This is a genomic window from Catenibacterium sp. co_0103, assembly GCF_004168205.1.
In the GTDB taxonomy this organism is placed as follows: domain Bacteria; phylum Bacillota_I; class Bacilli_A; order Erysipelotrichales; family Coprobacillaceae; genus Catenibacterium; species Catenibacterium mitsuoka_A.
Genome location: NZ_RCYB01000011.1, coordinates 17,108 through 33,028 on the forward strand (window position 1 = coordinate 17,108; position 15,921 = coordinate 33,028).

The 15,921-nt window shown below is 33.6% G+C and carries 21 protein-coding genes; 1 reads left to right on the forward strand and 20 read right to left on the reverse strand.

Annotated elements, in window-relative coordinates; genetic code table 11:
* Positions 1-13 precede the first annotated feature (13 nt).
* The 10 genes from EAI80_RS03230 to cdaA form a co-directional block, all read right to left on the reverse strand.
* Positions 14-625 carry an HAD-IB family hydrolase gene (locus EAI80_RS03230; protein WP_129980904.1) on the reverse strand — a complete coding sequence of 204 codons (612 nt, stop codon included), beginning with the start codon at positions 623-625 and terminating at the stop codon, positions 14-16.
* Positions 625-1,329, reverse strand: a complete 705-nt coding sequence (deoD, locus tag EAI80_RS03235; RefSeq protein WP_022424460.1) for a purine-nucleoside phosphorylase — start codon at positions 1,327-1,329, stop codon at positions 625-627. Before deoD ends, EAI80_RS03230 begins: the two co-directional genes overlap by 1 nt.
* Positions 1,310-1,699, reverse strand: a complete 390-nt coding sequence (locus EAI80_RS03240; protein WP_129980905.1) for a hypothetical protein — start codon at positions 1,697-1,699, stop codon at positions 1,310-1,312. The genes deoD and EAI80_RS03240 overlap by 20 nt, the downstream gene beginning before the upstream one ends.
* Positions 1,647-2,069, reverse strand: coding sequence for a hypothetical protein (locus EAI80_RS03245; RefSeq protein ID WP_129980906.1), 423 nt, complete (start codon positions 2,067-2,069; stop codon positions 1,647-1,649). Before EAI80_RS03245 ends, EAI80_RS03240 begins: the two co-directional genes overlap by 53 nt.
* Before the next feature lie 5 nt (positions 2,070-2,074).
* Positions 2,075-3,190: an aldo/keto reductase gene (locus EAI80_RS03250; RefSeq protein WP_129980907.1), complete on the reverse strand. Its 1,116-nt coding sequence runs from the start codon at positions 3,188-3,190 to the stop codon at positions 2,075-2,077.
* A gap of 44 nt (positions 3,191-3,234) precedes the next feature.
* Entirely contained in the window at positions 3,235-4,548 is a 1,314-nt protein-coding gene (locus tag EAI80_RS03255) for a HAMP domain-containing sensor histidine kinase (RefSeq protein WP_129980908.1), read from the reverse strand.
* Positions 4,548-5,201: a response regulator transcription factor gene (locus EAI80_RS03260; RefSeq protein WP_022424455.1), complete on the reverse strand. Its 654-nt coding sequence runs from the start codon at positions 5,199-5,201 to the stop codon at positions 4,548-4,550. Before EAI80_RS03260 ends, EAI80_RS03255 begins: the two co-directional genes overlap by 1 nt.
* Before the next feature lie 76 nt (positions 5,202-5,277).
* Positions 5,278-6,624: a phosphoglucosamine mutase gene (glmM, locus tag EAI80_RS03265; RefSeq protein WP_129980909.1), complete on the reverse strand. Its 1,347-nt coding sequence runs from the start codon at positions 6,622-6,624 to the stop codon at positions 5,278-5,280.
* Positions 6,625-6,637: 13 nt separating this feature from the next.
* Positions 6,638-7,747, reverse strand: coding sequence for a CdaR family protein (locus EAI80_RS03270; protein WP_129980910.1), 1,110 nt, complete (start codon positions 7,745-7,747; stop codon positions 6,638-6,640).
* On the reverse strand, positions 7,740-8,540 hold the full coding sequence (gene cdaA / locus EAI80_RS03275) for a diadenylate cyclase CdaA (protein WP_022424452.1): 801 nt from the start codon (positions 8,538-8,540) through the stop codon (positions 7,740-7,742). The genes EAI80_RS03270 and cdaA overlap by 8 nt, the downstream gene beginning before the upstream one ends.
* A gap of 144 nt (positions 8,541-8,684) precedes the next feature.
* On the opposite strand from cdaA, the gene pduL reads away from it, so the two are divergent.
* Positions 8,685-9,254: a phosphate propanoyltransferase gene (gene pduL / locus EAI80_RS03280; RefSeq protein ID WP_129980912.1), complete on the forward strand. Its 570-nt coding sequence runs from the start codon at positions 8,685-8,687 to the stop codon at positions 9,252-9,254.
* 33 nt (positions 9,255-9,287) lie between these two features.
* Here the strand turns inward: pduL and EAI80_RS03285 are convergent, their stop codons facing one another.
* The 10 genes from EAI80_RS03285 to EAI80_RS03330 form a co-directional block, all read right to left on the reverse strand.
* Positions 9,288-9,809: a flavodoxin domain-containing protein gene (locus tag EAI80_RS03285; RefSeq protein ID WP_238634379.1), complete on the reverse strand. Its 522-nt coding sequence runs from the start codon at positions 9,807-9,809 to the stop codon at positions 9,288-9,290.
* A 70-nt stretch (positions 9,810-9,879) separates the two neighbouring features.
* The gene (locus EAI80_RS03290; RefSeq protein ID WP_129980913.1) at positions 9,880-10,155 is read right to left on the reverse strand and encodes an HU family DNA-binding protein; all 276 of its coding nucleotides are present in this window, start codon (positions 10,153-10,155) and stop codon (positions 9,880-9,882) included.
* A gap of 65 nt (positions 10,156-10,220) precedes the next feature.
* The gene (locus EAI80_RS03295) at positions 10,221-11,060 is read right to left on the reverse strand and encodes a MurR/RpiR family transcriptional regulator (RefSeq protein ID WP_129980914.1); all 840 of its coding nucleotides are present in this window, start codon (positions 11,058-11,060) and stop codon (positions 10,221-10,223) included.
* Between the two features lie 2 nt (positions 11,061-11,062).
* Positions 11,063-11,617, reverse strand: coding sequence for a Fe-S-containing hydro-lyase (locus EAI80_RS03300; RefSeq protein ID WP_129980915.1), 555 nt, complete (start codon positions 11,615-11,617; stop codon positions 11,063-11,065).
* On the reverse strand, positions 11,614-12,456 hold the full coding sequence (locus tag EAI80_RS03305) for a fumarate hydratase (RefSeq protein WP_129980916.1): 843 nt from the start codon (positions 12,454-12,456) through the stop codon (positions 11,614-11,616). Before EAI80_RS03305 ends, EAI80_RS03300 begins: the two co-directional genes overlap by 4 nt.
* An 8-nt stretch (positions 12,457-12,464) precedes the next feature.
* Positions 12,465-13,289 carry a MurR/RpiR family transcriptional regulator gene (locus EAI80_RS03310; RefSeq protein WP_129980917.1) on the reverse strand — a complete coding sequence of 275 codons (825 nt, stop codon included), beginning with the start codon at positions 13,287-13,289 and terminating at the stop codon, positions 12,465-12,467.
* A 241-nt stretch (positions 13,290-13,530) separates the two neighbouring features.
* Complete coding sequence (locus tag EAI80_RS03315) at positions 13,531-14,496, reverse strand: dipeptidase (RefSeq protein WP_129980918.1); 966 nt, start codon at positions 14,494-14,496, stop codon at positions 13,531-13,533.
* Positions 14,496-14,744 carry a hypothetical protein gene (locus EAI80_RS03320; RefSeq protein ID WP_129980919.1) on the reverse strand — a complete coding sequence of 83 codons (249 nt, stop codon included), beginning with the start codon at positions 14,742-14,744 and terminating at the stop codon, positions 14,496-14,498. The genes EAI80_RS03315 and EAI80_RS03320 overlap by 1 nt, the downstream gene beginning before the upstream one ends.
* Positions 14,745-14,750: 6 nt before the next feature.
* Positions 14,751-15,530: an HAD-IIB family hydrolase gene (locus EAI80_RS03325; RefSeq protein WP_129980920.1), complete on the reverse strand. Its 780-nt coding sequence runs from the start codon at positions 15,528-15,530 to the stop codon at positions 14,751-14,753.
* 59 nt (positions 15,531-15,589) lie between these two features.
* Entirely contained in the window at positions 15,590-15,859 is a 270-nt protein-coding gene (locus tag EAI80_RS03330) for an HPr family phosphocarrier protein (RefSeq protein WP_022424441.1), read from the reverse strand.
* Between the last annotated feature and the right edge of the window lie 62 nt (positions 15,860-15,921).

Genomic DNA, 15,921 nt, shown 5'->3' on the forward strand with positions numbered 1-15,921 from the left:
ACTCACGTGCTGCTTAAAAGTCTGATAAGTGGCCATCTTTTCTATCGACACGATAACGGTAACGGCATAATTCCAACATTGGAAGATCAGAATCAGAATCAGAATAACCATAAGAATGATCATAGTCTATTTCTAAATCATGTTCTTTCATATACTGATTGATTCTAGTCACCTTTGCTTTACCTTTACAGTTCTCACCAATAATACGAGATGTATAATGTCCATTCTTTATTTGTGTCTTTGTACCCATTAACTCATCACAAGGAAGTCTATTAAAGCGCATATAAGCTTCAGCACTGGCAGTGACAAGGAATACTAAGCATCCTTCTTCCTGTCTCTTCTTCATCTCTTCAACCATATGAGGATAATATGTAGGTACGATATCCTTTTCATAACAGTCTTTGATTTCTTCTTCAGTGAGTAAATCTAAAGGGAAATGAACCCATGATTTCATTGATTCCATAGAACAGATATGTAATACATAGCCAATTCCATATGGAATAAGTGGAAGAAATCGGAATACTGATAAAGGATACTTCTTTAAAGTATAAGACAATAGCTTCCTAATAGAATCACCATGAGCTATTGTATAATCAAAATCAAAAAATGCACACTTCTGTTTCATTAAGCAATCTCCAATGCGACTTCCATCATTGCAGTAAATGTCTTTTCTCTTTCTTGGGCAGTAGTTTCTGGTTCATCATTGACTAAAGAATCAGAGATTGTAAGTAATGTGAGAGCGTTCTTACCTAAATAAGCAGCTGTTGCAAATAATGCATAAGATTCCATTTCTACTGCAAGAACACCCATTCTAGACCATTTTTCTACAGAAGTTGTATCTGCATGATAGAAAATATCAGATGCTAAAACATTACCTACATGGTAGTTGATCTTCTTTTCTTTTGCGAGTGTAACAGCTTTTTCTAATAATGAATAAGAAGAAATAGCTGAGAAAGTACCTGGTAATTCATATTGATGAGCAAAGTTAGAGTCTGTGCATGATCCCTGAGCAATAATCACATCTCTAATATGTACATTCTTCTGCATAGAACCTGCACTACCAATACGAATGATGTTTTCTACATCGTATTGTGTAAATAATTCATAAGAATAGATACCAATAGAAGGCATACCCATTCCTGAACCCATAATAGAAATCTTCTTTCCTTTATAAGTTCCTGTATATCCAAACATATTTCTTACTGCGTTGAACTGTACAACATCTTCTAAATATGTTTCTGCCAGATATTTTGCACGTAATGGGTCTCCTGGCATTAAGACTGTTTTTGCGATATCACCTTTTTTTGCTTCATTGTGTGGTGTTGCCATAATTCGATCTCCTTTTATAATAATTTTTTAGATTTGGTTTCTTACCTGATATAATTGCTTTTTTGAGTACCTTATATTCTTTACTAGAATAACCTACTTTCGCAAATGACTCTGTCATGATGACAGGAGCCTGGTTATCACTCAAACCATCATATAATGCGATCTCTTTCTTATAAGCTAAAATATGTGTATCAATATCAATCATATGCAGATGGACGTTTTCATCATCCTTGAAATCATCTATTAATATTCTACAATTTCCACAGGACTTAAGTCCATAGACTTTTACAGAATATATATTTTTTTTACATGATGTACTACTTAACAGTAAACCTACGATTATTAAAATCTTGAGTAGGTTTCTTTCCATTTGTGACACGTTCAATATCTTTTGCGAGTATTTCTTCATCATCTGTTTCATATCCTAGTAAGGCAAAATAACCTTTTACATAAATAAATGGACCTAAACCATAATATTCATCATCAAAATCCTTTAAAGAATTGATTGCTTGATTATAATGATCTGTTGTTTTTGTATCATCCATATCATACATCTTGATTGTAATATCCTTATAACGTTTCTTTAAATAAGGTATCGCATTTTTCTTAAAAGCGATACATTCAGAACATGTCTTAACTGAATAAAATTCAATAGTGACAGGTTTAGGTAATGCAACCTTCTTTTGTGTACATCCTGTTATTAATAATAAACTTAATAGACATACGATCCATTTCTTCAAATACATCACTCCTCTAATACATCAGCACATTCTTTTAAATATTTGATAATAGGTAACTGTTGTGGACAAACACCCTCACATTGCCCGCATTCTATACATTCAGATGCTTTCGCACTCTTTTGAACAGTGCTTTCATAACGATCCTTGGCTTTATCCTTCATACCATAAATCTTGTACCAATTCATTGCCTTGAAAATATCTGGGATTTCAATACCCATTGGGCATCCTGGTGTACAATAACGACATGCAGTACATGGAATAGATTCAATGGCATCTAATGCCTTTTGTGCTTCCTTAATCGTATTCTGTTCTTCTTTGCTTAAAGGTTTAAAATCTTTCATATAAGAAATATTATCTAGTACCTGTTCCATTGTACTCATTCCACTGAGTACTGTAATAATACCATCTAGTGACGCGACATAACGTACAGCCCATGATGCAATAGACATATCAGGATTCGCATTATGTAGTATTTCTCTGACTGATTCAGGTGGTGAGGCAAGTGTACCACCCTTAATAGGTTCCATTACAACAATAGATTTCTGATGTTTTCTCGCAATTTCATAATTGGCACGTGATGTAATAGCTGGGTTTTCCCAATCTGCATAGTTTAATTGTAATTGTACAAATTCTACATCAGGATGCTTAGTAAGTAATTCATCTAATAATTGTGGTGTTCCATGGAAAGAGAAACCATAATGTTTAATAAGTCCCTTTGCTTTTGCATCCTTCACAAAGTCCCATATATGATATTGATCATACAAAGCCACATTGGCATCAGATAATGCATGTAGAAGATAATAATCAAAATATCCTGCACCAGTTCTCTCTAAGCTGACCTTTAATTGTGCCTGACAGCTTTCTTCATCATGACACATCATCTTTGCATTGATTTTAGAAGCTAGTGTATAAGAATCACGAGGATAACGTTCTACAAGTGCCTTTCTAGTTGCTTCTTCTGATCCTTCATAAACATAAGCTGTATCAAAATAAGTCAGTCCAGCATCCATAAAGGCATCTACCATCTTCTTTGTTTCTTCAATATCAATTTGTCCATGAGTGCGTGGTAGACGCATCATACCAAAACCAAGCTTTGGTGTATGTTCTCCAAAATAAGTCATGTTCTCAACTCCTTTACTCTATTTTATCACAAAAAGCTTCCCAACTAGGAAGCTCTTTTCGTAAATATAAATGCAACACCTATATCTTTATTTTCAGCATGAATATCATAGCCATACATATCCGCAATCTTAGATACAATGGATAAGCCTAAACCAAACTGACCTTTTATTCCTTTTACATAAGGGTTAAAAAGATCTTCTTTCTTATCTTCATCTATAGGATCACCATCATTATAGATAATAAGTGTATCTTCTTTTAAAGTAATCTTAATAACAGATTTCATATAACGTGATGCATTATCAATAATGTTTTCTATCGCAACACGCCAATGTTCTTCATTACCAATAAAAGCCACATCATCTAAGTCTGTTTCTATATGGATATGCTGCATTGCTTCCATCTGCATGACGATATGTTCAATTAAGTCTTTGATAGGGAAAGGTTTTAATTCACTTTCTTCAGCACTTAAGTAATCTAATCTATTTAAATAGAGTAAGGATTTTACTTTATGTTCTAAACGATCTGCATTTTCTAGGATAATATCCATAGAACTGTCCTTATCACCATATGGGTAGATATCATCCTTCACACTCTGTCCATATGTCTTAATAAGTGCAATAGGTGTTTTTAAGTCATGAGAAATATTATGAATCATTTCTTCTTTAACTTTTTCCTGTTTCATGAGTTCATCCTTCATTGTGACAATCGCATTTCCTACAACACCTATTTCATCTTGTCGATCCATGACTAGAGTCGCTTCTTCACGATTCGCAATAGAATCCACATAAGTCTTAATCTTCTTTAAAGGACGAATAAGAGAAATAACCCATAAGACGAGTACTAATGCGAAAATAGTAAGTACTGCATAAAGAATATAAATAATACGATTACGAATATCTGTGATTAGCTTATCTGAATAAGAATTAGACATAATAGAAATCAAATACTCATCATCGACCTTCATAATACGATAATAATAAGTTTCTCTTGCATAAGTTCCTTTACTTTCTATAGTATTATGTCTTCTACTATTCACAATCTTCTCTAAATCACGTCCAAATAAATAGTTATATAGTAATGTCAATGTAGTGGCATCTCCATAAAGATTACTAAACGTAAAGGCATTTTCTGTAGGATCATAAACAATTGTATAGATTGCCTTCTCTTTATTATTAGAAGGCATAAAGTCATATTCTACAGAATCTCTTTGTGATGTCTCTAGCTTTTCATACATCTGATCATCAATAATATCATGCACATTAGAATCTACAATAGGCATTACAACAGCCACTAACATGATAGCTAAACCAAGTATTACTACAAGAAGCTGTTTTAATAAAGAAAAAGATTTAAACATTAGTCTAGTCTATAGCCAAAACCATAGATTGTCTTAATATTGATATTTGGCATCTTCTTTCTTAAACGTCTTAAAGTATCATCTACAACACGGTCACTACCAAAATAGTTTTCATCCCAGACACGTGTTAAGACCTGTTCACGAGAAATCGCAATACCTTTATTCTTCATAAAATAAAGAAGCAATTCATATTCTTTAGTAGTCAGATCTATTTCATGGTCATTTTCTAATACTTTACGTTTAGATTCATCCACCATATAACCATCAATATCAATCATTTCAGTATCTTTATAGACACGCTTTAAAACGTTATGAATACGAAGAATCACTTCCTTCATATTAAATGGTTTTGTAATATATTCATCACAGCCCTTTTCTAAACCAATAATTCGGTCAAAGTCCTGGTCTCTTGCAGACATAAAGACAATAGGCATATCAGGACGCTTTGATTTAATAGCTGTCAACAAATCAAATCCACTATTCTTATCAAGCATAATATCAACTAACCATAAATGTACATCATCATCACAATGCATTAGAGCTTCATCATAAGTATAAAAAGAAGTACATTCATATCCTTCTTTTTCTAAATATGTTCTTACTATATCATTCAAGTGTTTCTCATCATCAATAATATTAATTTTGTATTTCAAGAGACTCACCTCCCATATTTCATTATAAAGTGAAAATATTGCCACGAAAGTGGCAATATTTTGTTAGATTATGTGATTATTTAACGGCATAGCCTTTTTCTTTAATAAGATTTACTACCTTAAGTACATTCTCATGACAAATTTCATCTGTCTGTGCTTCAACCATGACACGAATTAATGGTTCTGTACCAGATTCTCTTACTAAAATACGACCATCATCACCTAATGTTTCTGTCACTTCTTCAATTGCTTTCTTAATATCTGCATCATTTAATACTGTAGCTTTATCACTTACACGTACATTGATTAATAACTGTGGATAAATAGTTACTGGTTCAGTTAACTGAGCTAATGTCTTTTTATTTTCAATACATGTTTCAAGAATCTTTAATGATGTTAGGATACCATCACCAGTTGTTGCATGTTTAGAGAAGATAATATGACCAGACTGTTCTCCACCAATAACGTTACCATTAGTGACCATGTTTTCATATACATACTTATCACCAACAGCAGTTTTAGCATAACCAATACCAATCTTATCTAAAGCCTTATAAAAACCAATATTACTCATGATTGTAGTAACGATTGTGTTATTCGCTAATTCATTGTTTTTCTTTAATTCCTGACCACATACATAAAGAATTAAGTCACCATCTACAACTCTACCAAATTCATCTACAGCTAAACATCTATCAGCATCACCATCAAATGCGAAACCAATATCTAAACCTTTTTCACGTACAAAGTTCTGTAATGCTTCCATATGTGTAGAACCACAATCAGTATTGATGTTTACTCCATCTGGATGATCATTGATAACATATGTTTCAGCTCCTAATGCATCAAATACTGCTTTTGCGATATTAGATGAAGCACCATTCGCACAATCTAAACCAACACGAACATTTCTAAATGCACGTTTAGGAATACTCATTAAGTAACCAATATATCTATTTCTACCCATAGAATAATCTAATGCACGACCAATTTCATCCTTAGTTGCATATGGTAGCTCATCAGTTAAACCATCAATATACATTTCAATCTGCTTTTCTACTTCAGCATCAAACTTCTGACCCTTATCATTGATTAACTTAATACCGTTATCATAATAAGGGTTATGTGATGCAGAAATCATGATACCACAATCAAATCCATCAGTTCTTACAATATAAGATACTGAAGGAGTTGTAGTGACATGAAGAAGATATGCATCTGCACCACTTGCAATTAAACCTGCAACTAATGCATATTCAAACATATAGCTTGAACGTCTTGTATCCTTACCAATAACGATTTTTGCTTTATGGTTACGGTTATAATACCAACCTAAATAACGACCTACTTTAAAAGCATGTTCTACTGTTAAAGTCTTATTTGCTTCTCCTCTAAAACCATCTGTTCCGAAATATTTACCCATTTTTTTGTCCTCTCTATTTCTTTTCAATAAACATAGTCACATCTACAGTTGTCTGTGACATCTTGTTTATCTTGTCATTCCCTTGTAACGCAATACCAGATAATGTTGTTGATCCTGATAAATTAGAAACATCTACCTGACAAGTAATATAGTTAATATCACTAATATCAGTACGCTTACCATAAATAGTTACAGTAGAGCTAGATAATTTATAATTTGTCATTTGATAGCCATCCTGCAATTGGCCAACAAATTCTGGTTTAACTGGCACTTCCTTAGAATAAGAATCTACATGACAGCTAACATTCACCTTTTCTGGTGCGATTGTACATTGTACTTCATTGCCATCGGCATCATATGCTTTAATTTCACATGCCTGCTGGAATGCTTTTGTCTTGCCTTCTACATCAATAAGCGCCTGGACCTTATCAATCTTATCTAGATTATTTTGTGTCGCTGTTATTGTAACACGTTTTGTAGATATTGTATCAACTGAAACGCTATATTTTTCATTTAATTTATCTTGATTAATAAACTTATATCCTAAGTCAAACTTAGCATCTACTTTAGGTAGAATCTTAATAGTCACTGTCTCAGGAATCAACATAACAGTCAAATCACTATCAAAACTTCTTGTTTTTAAAGTCACATGATGTGTTCCTTCATTATATTCAGATAAATCACAATAAACCTCATAATTACTAGTCAATTTAGTTGTATAGATATCCATAGAAGGACCAATTAATCCTATTTCTACTGTTGCAGGAAGTCCTGATACCTCATAACCTTCCTTTAAACCTTCTACCTGTACTGGCACTTTCTTTAAAGTTGCCCCTGCAGTGGTAGAATTCATGACATCTCCACCAGAGAATGAAACAAATAAAAATACCGCAAGCACAAACGAAAGAATACGTACAGAATGCTTATTGGCAAGAAGCTTATCTAATAGCTTATTAAAGTAGTTATAACCTGAAGAAAACTTTTCTACTGTTTTAGTATAAGTCTGTTCTCTTTCTTCTTTTTTAGCTTCTGTCTTCTCTTTATCAGACTTTTCTTCTTTCATAAACTGTAAGAAAAAATCTGTAGTAGAATCCGTCTGTTTCTTTTTCTTAGGATCACTCATGGTCTTCACCACCTTCATCATACCAGTTCAACTCTGCAATTAATTTAGAACGTAACTCATTTAAGTTAATTCTTGTAAGTTCGCCATTAGCTGCAAAGCTAACATTTCCTGTCTCTTCAGATACAACCACTGTCAAAGAATCAGTGATTTCACTAATACCAATGGCCGCTCTATGTCTTGCTCCATACTGTGAAGGAATTTCCTTATTAGTAGGAGGATAGAAACAGGCAGAAGCCACAATCATATCATTCTTAATAATAGTAGCCCCATCATGAAGAGGTGTACCTTCATAGAAGATTGTAGTAAGAAGTTCTGCTTTAATAGAAGCAGACACTTTAACACCTGTATTAATGAAGTCCTGTAAAGACTGACGACGCTCAAATGTAATTAATGCGCCTGTTTTATCCTTAGACATAGTTGTAATAGATTCAACAAGTTCATCCATAGCACGTTCTCTTTCATCATCAGATAAACGATGCTGTACTTCATTTTTAGTTTGTCCCATCTTCTCTAATAAAACACGTATTTCTGGTTGGAAAATGACTACAATAGCCAATACTCCCCATGTAATGACTGCATCTACAATAGTACCAAGAGTCACAAGCCCTAGAACACTCGTAATAGCCTTAACAAGAAGAACTACAATAACTCCTTTAAATAACTGCATAGTACGCATGTTTGTCTTAAACATCATGATACCATAGTACAATAAAACCCATACTGCCAATAAATCAATAGCTGATTTTACAAACTTCCAAATCATTGGTAATTCCGACGTAATAATATTAATCATAACATCAACCTCACTTACAGATATTATAACAGTTTTGTAAATCAATGAAAACAAACATTGATGTGTTACACTTATACTAATTTGTAAAGTAAGCCTTTTCAAAATAAGAAAAAGGGTGTAAAATACGTGACTAGGAGGCAGATTATGAATAACAAGATTATTATTGAAACTTCAGCTAGACATATTCATTTACGTCAGGCTGATTTAGAAACTTTATTTGGTGAAGGTTATGAATTAACTAAGAAGAAGGATCTTTCTCAGCCAGGTCAGTTTGCATGTGTTGAAAAGGTAAAGGTAGTAGGACCTAGAGGAGAAAAAGCTATGTCTGTTCTTGGACCTGTAAGAGATTATACTCAGATTGAATTAGCTCTTACTGATGCAAGATCATTAGGTTTAGAAGCACCTGTAAGAGGTTCTGGTGACCTTGCTGGTAGTGGTGCTTGTAAATTAGTTGGTCCTAAGGGTGAAGTTGAATTAACTGAAGGCGTTATTGCTGCAAAACGTCATATCCACTTCTCTCCAGAAGATGCAGAAGCTATGGGTATTAAGGATCGTCAGATTGTTAAAGTAGAAGTTGAAACAAATGGTCGTTCATTAGTATTTGGTGATGTTATGTGCCGTGTTAAAGATACTTATGCTACATTCATGCATATTGATACTGATGAATCAAATGCTGCTGGTGGACCTAAAGAAGGTACAATTATTGTAGATTAATATTAAAGGAGAAGCGTACTTCGCTTCTCCTTTTTACTTGCATGCATAGTTATCAATTCTTTTAATCTTTTGTGAGAATAATTCTATTTCATGATTATCGAAATTCTCAAAGATATTCACATGATGTTCTTTAGGAATAATAGGTCTATTCTTATTCATCACTGCAAGAACCATCTTTTCCTGAATATTTAAATCAGGATAATAAATAGCCCCACCTAGTCCTGCCATTGTTGTTACATTCTTTAAAATAGAATAATCAAATTCTTTTGTAATATAGCTCATGAATTCAGTATGGAATAAAGCTGTAATATAAATAGAATAATGCTTTTTAATCAGTAGTCCCTGATTCTTTTTAATAAAATCCACCATTTTTGGATCAAGTGCACCATAATAAACAGGAACGCCTAATACAATCGTATCTGTCTTTTCTAAGACAGCCATATCTAATTCATCCAGCTTCATTAATGTACATGTATGATCAAGATATGTATTAATGACACGTGCTATTTTGGCTGTTGCGCCATGTTTTGATGTATAGAGTATTGTAATCATCATCACCACTCCCCTTTACATAATTCTAAACTAAAAAAAACAAATAAAAAAGTGCCGAAGCACTTTTTTATTATTATTTATTTACTGCATCTTTAAGTGTAGAACTTGCTTTAAAAGCTGGTACCTTGCTTGCAGCGATTTCGATTGTTTCACGAGTTCTAGGATTAATACCAGTTCTCGCTTTTCTTTCTCTGACTTCAAAAGTTCCAAGACCTTTTAAAGCAACCTTATCACCGTCAACAAGTGCTTCTGATACTGCATTCACTAACGCATTGATTGCACGTTCTGCATCTGCTTTAGTTAATGAAGCGCCTTCTGCAACCTTTTCTACTAATTCATTTTTCTTCATGAATAGATACTTCCTTTCTTTTTGACTTGTTCCATTATACCATCTTCAAACGGTCACGTATACACTTATAACAAATATTGATTATAGAGTAAACCATAACGCAAATAGACAATATTAAAGAATGAAACTGTATCAATAAAGCCAGAAATAGAAGACTGTGTATAATCACTTTCTTCACCATTAAGATGATAGTAGTAATCTACTTCAGGATTTGTATAATCCTCATTCATAGTCACAATCAAAATACGTGCCTTCTGTTTCTTAATACGTGTAATAAGTGAATCAATCAATTCTTTTCTAGCACGTACTGTTACAATAATAACCAAATCATTTTCTTCAATGAGATCAAGTCTCTGTACTTCATCTCCTCTATTCGCAAAAGCATAGAGGAATTTTTCAAGTTTCAACATCTTTAACTGGAAATCCTGACAGGCAATACGTGAGAACTGATAACCAATCATAAATACCTGAGGAGCATCATGAATAAGTTCACAAATATGATCAATATCTTTAATATCTAATTGTGCCTGTCCTAATTCTAATGATTTCTTTGTATCATCATATACCTTATTGACAAGATATTGAGGATCCTTCTTAATCTTAAAATCATCATCCATGGAGAAATGAATTTCATCATGGGCAATCTCTAACGCAATTGCCATTTCTTTCTTAAATGTCGCAAAGTTACGACAATTTAAGTCTTTACAAAATCTTGAGATTGTTGCAGGAGATGTGAAACATAGTTCTGCAAGATCGTTAATTGAAATACTAGGAATCTGTTCAAGATGTGTAAGTATTGTTTTCGCAATACTATAATACATATCCTGTCCAGATGAAAAGTTTACATATGTCATAAGAAGATATAGAATATCTGTCTCGTTATAATCTCTAAATGGTTGATCCATAATTACTCCTTTCCTTTTAAATAGTCCTGACGACCTATTTCATAAAGATCATGTCCTTCACTATCAATGACTACAGTGAGTGGAAGATCTTCTACTACTAAACGACGTACTGCTTCAGGACCAAGATCTTCATAAGCAATGATTTCACATGATTTGATACAAGAGGCAATAATGGCGCCTGCACCACCAATCGCACCAAAATAAACACCTTTGTATTGTTTCATTGCTTCTTTTACATCATAATTTCTTCTACCTTTACCAATCATTCCTCTTAATCCCTTTGACAACATTGTAGGGGAATAAGCATCCATACGATAAGAGGTTGTAGGTCCACAGCTGCCAATAATATGACCTGGCTTAGTAGGTGTGGGACCAACAAAGTAAATGACTTGATCATAAGGATCAAATGGCAATGGTTCGTTATTGTTTATTGCTTCTACAAAACGTTTATGAGCTGCATCACGTCCTGTATAAATCGTACCACTTAATAATACCTGATCACCAACACGAAGTGATTCAACCTTTTCAATAGTAAGAGGCGTTTCTAATTTAATCATAATGTAACCTCCTGATGACGTGATACATGACAGCATATAGCTACTGCGCAAGGTAAGCCGGCAATATGTGTTGGACATGTTTCTACATGTAAGGCAAGTGCTGTTGTCTTCCCACCAAAACCTGCTGGCCCAATACCCGTTGCATTCACCTTTTCCAACATTTCTTCTTCTAATGCACGATAACGAGGATCTGGATGATGTTCTTCAATCTTCTTAATCATTGCCTTTTTCGCAAGATAAGTAACATGATCAAATGTACCACCTATACCTACACCAATGACTATAGGGGGACATGGGTTAGGACCTGCATCTTCAACAACCTTTAAAATAAAGTCCTTAACGCCTTCAATCCCATCACTTGGTTTAAGCATTTTAACCTGACACATATTTTCACTGCCAAATCCTTTAGGAGCTACCGTAATCTTTAACTGATCTCCAGGAACGATATCATAATGAATAATTGCTGGTGTATTATCTTTTGTATTAATACGATCAAATACAGGATCATTGACAACACTCTTTCTTAAGTATCCTTCAGTATACCCCTGTCTGACACCTTCATTAATAGCTTCTGTAAGGTTGCCATCCACATAGACTTCCTGACCTATTTCCACAAAAATACAGGCCATTCCTGTATCCTGGCAGATTGGTTCCTGGTTACTTGCTGCAATGTCCGCATTTTCCTTTAATATTTCTAATGTGTGTTTAGAAACAGGAGAATCTTCTGTAGATATGGCTTCTAATAAACGGTTATAAACATCTGTAGGAAGATGACAAGCACCTTTAATACATAACTCTTTAATTGTTTCTGTAATTGTTTCTGATTTAATTATTCTCATATGATCACCTATACCAATTTCTTCTTCATCGACTTGAGATCTGGGCAAAACAAACTATAGTAACGTAAGCTCATGAGCTGTACTGCAGTTAATAATGCATGCTTAGTTGTCTTGTTTTTAAGTGAACCACCGACTAATACCTTATATTCCACAGGAATACCTAGATTATCTTCATGAGTAGAAGTAATCCATACAATATGACATTGAGATTTATGTAGATACTGTAAGACTTTATGTCCCACATGCTCAAAATTACCATTTAATGAAATCACAATTGCGACAGAATCCTTAGTCATCTGTTTTGCACATTCTAATTGTCTTTCTGAATCCATATATGCAATCGTAAACTTCTCTAACATTAACAAGTCTGTCTGTAATAGAATAGCGGCACTTGTAGAAAACTGAGTTCCAAAGAAAGCGACTTCTTCATGATCATGAATTAAATGAAGTACTTCATCCAATATTTTCCAATCAAGGATTTTTGAAATTTCTGCTGTAGATTCAATAATCTGCTGAGCAAATTCTTCTGTTGCTTTTTCTGGCGAATGTGCCATACATTCTAAATCAATATTAATTAAATTATTGAATTTCTTATTATTAGAATGAAAACTATTGCATTCCTGTTTTAAGTGTGCAAAGTTTTCATATCCTAAAGCACGACAGAAACGTGAAATGGTTGCTGGAGACACAAAACATTCTTCTGCAAGTTCACTAATACGCATATCGGGAATACGATAAAAATTATTAGCCATAAACAAAGCTATAAAATAGTTTGTATCTGTTTCACTAGCTGTATCTAGATAGATCATCAGGCGATAAAATAAATTTTTCATATTTTCTCTCCTTCACGTTATTTATCTATATTATTATATAATACTTTTCAAATTAAAAAAAGAATGACATATGCACTATTTAGTAGAAATATGAACTGTATTCATATTAGGTTCACAATTCTCCGTTATATTCTTATATGTAGTTCACGGATACTCCCAAGTGACTACATAACTTCTCCCCCAAAAAGTTATTAAAAGGAAAATGACAGGCTTCCCCATCATATACGGCCTGTCATTTTTTCTATTTCAAGACTTCTCTATAAACACGTAATACGTTTTTATAAAAGACTTTTTCTATTTCTTCAGTTGTAAGTCCTGCGTCTTTAAGTGCCTGTTCTAATTGAGGCAAGTAAGACGCATTTTTCATTTCTAAATTTTGTGAAATACCATCAAAATCAGAACCTAAACCAATACAATCAATACCAGCTAGATCTTTAATATAAAGAATATGCTTCACCATATCTTCAATACGTGATTTTTCTGCATTCTCACCTAAGAATCCTGCGGCATAATTAAGCCCCATCACACCACCACGATGAGCAAGTTTCAAAATCATATCATCACTCATATTGCGGGCATGTGGACATACAGCACGTGCATTAGAATGAGATGCCACAAAAGGTTTCTTGACGATATCTAATACATCATAGAAACACTTATCTGACATATGAGAGACATCAATGATCATTCCTAGATCTTCCATTTCTTTAATATAAGCTTTTCCTGCATCAGTGAGTCCATGTTCATTATCACATGTATGATAGCCATGTGTATCATCATTCATATCAAAGTTAGGATATGTGAGTCCATTGATATGATTCCAGCTTAATGCGACCATACGTACACCTAAACGATAATAGTTTCTTAAATAAGAAAGGTCTTCATGAATCACAGCACCTTCTTCAATAGTAAGAAGCGCACTCATGACACCATTATGTGAATTGTCCATAATTTCATCATAAGTAGTGATAGGCTGAATCTTATCCTTATTCTTTCTCATTTCCTGATAGAAATAATCAATACATTTCATAACATGATCCACTGGATCTGCTGTTTCTTTTAATTCAGTAAAGATGGCAAAGTTCTGTAGAAGATAATCTCCTTCTTCCATCTTTTTTATATCAATATTTAAGTTATTTTCACTTAATGAGAGGTGATTCTTTTCCATCTCATAAAGTGTATCACAATGCATATCTACTACTTTCATTACTCTACCTCAAAAGAAATATCTAAAGTCTTATAGGCTTCTGTTTTATCCTGTGTTTCCTTAAGCCATGCAATGGCTTTTTTTAATTCTTCAGGGTCTTCTTCTACAATACCACCTACTGCAACCTGCACAATATCATAAATAGACTGCCATAAATCATCAAAACTATGTGAATCCTGATCAGCCATTTCACTATCTACATATACATCTAAATCTCTACCTGTTTCATATGCTTCTTTTAATGTCATTTTTCTTTACTCCTTTATATAACCAAAATGAATACATGCTTTATAAATACCATCATCATCAATATCTGCAGTAACATAGTTAGCTTCTGCTTTAGTTAATGCATCACCATTACCCATACAAATTGACGAGGAGGCATGCTTCATCATTTCTATATCATTCTGTGAATCACCAAAACATACATAATGATCACTACCTAATACCTTTCCTAATTCCATAATACCTGTTGCTTTAGATACACCTGCAATGGCGACATCCGCAAAACAGGATAAGCCAGGTAATACTGAAATACCTTCTAAATCAAGAAATGGTTTATAGTCCCACCCTTTAGGACCATAGATAATCATCATATCTACAAGATCAGTCCCGTTATACTTTTCAACCGGTCCTATCTGGTTCCCAAAATAACGCTGTGTCTCTAAGACATATTCATCTGGTTCTTTTGTGATAATGCGATGTTCTTTCTTTAATGTCACTGCAAGATTGAGTTCATTTGCTTTTTCAATCGTACGAATAACATCCTCATTCTTAAAATGATGGGCATTGATTACATTTCCTTTTCCATCAGTAATCAACTGACCATTATTAAATACAAAGCCATCCCAGTCGGCAATATCCTGTATACCAGTACGTAAGAAAGAGTCTCTTCCTCTTCCTGTTGAAACAACGATCGGATATCCTGCTTCTTTTAACTTCTTAAGTGCAAGAATCGTTGAATCATATACTATATGTTCATCAGTCGTACCTCTAATAGTACCATCCACATCAAAACACATCATTGGTTTCATACCATCAACTCCTTACGCCTATTATACATAAAAAAGAAAAAGAATGCATCATGCATTCTTTATCCGATAATACCTAATTCTTTCATTTTTTCATGTACTGCTTTAATACCTGTTTCTTCATCTTCTCCATCGGCAGTAATCACAATCTTTGCCTTTGTTGGAATGCCTAATGAAAGAACGCCCATCATCGATTTAAGATTCACAGTTTTACCTGAATAAGTTAAGGTAAAATCACTGTCGAATGTCTTTGCGACTTCGATAAGATCCGTTGCAGGTGTCGCATATAAACCTACTGGATCTGTTACGATACATGCTAAAGTTTTTGCCATAAATTGTAACCCCTTTCATAACTCTATTATACCACAATAAAAGGGGTATTAAATAAATAAAC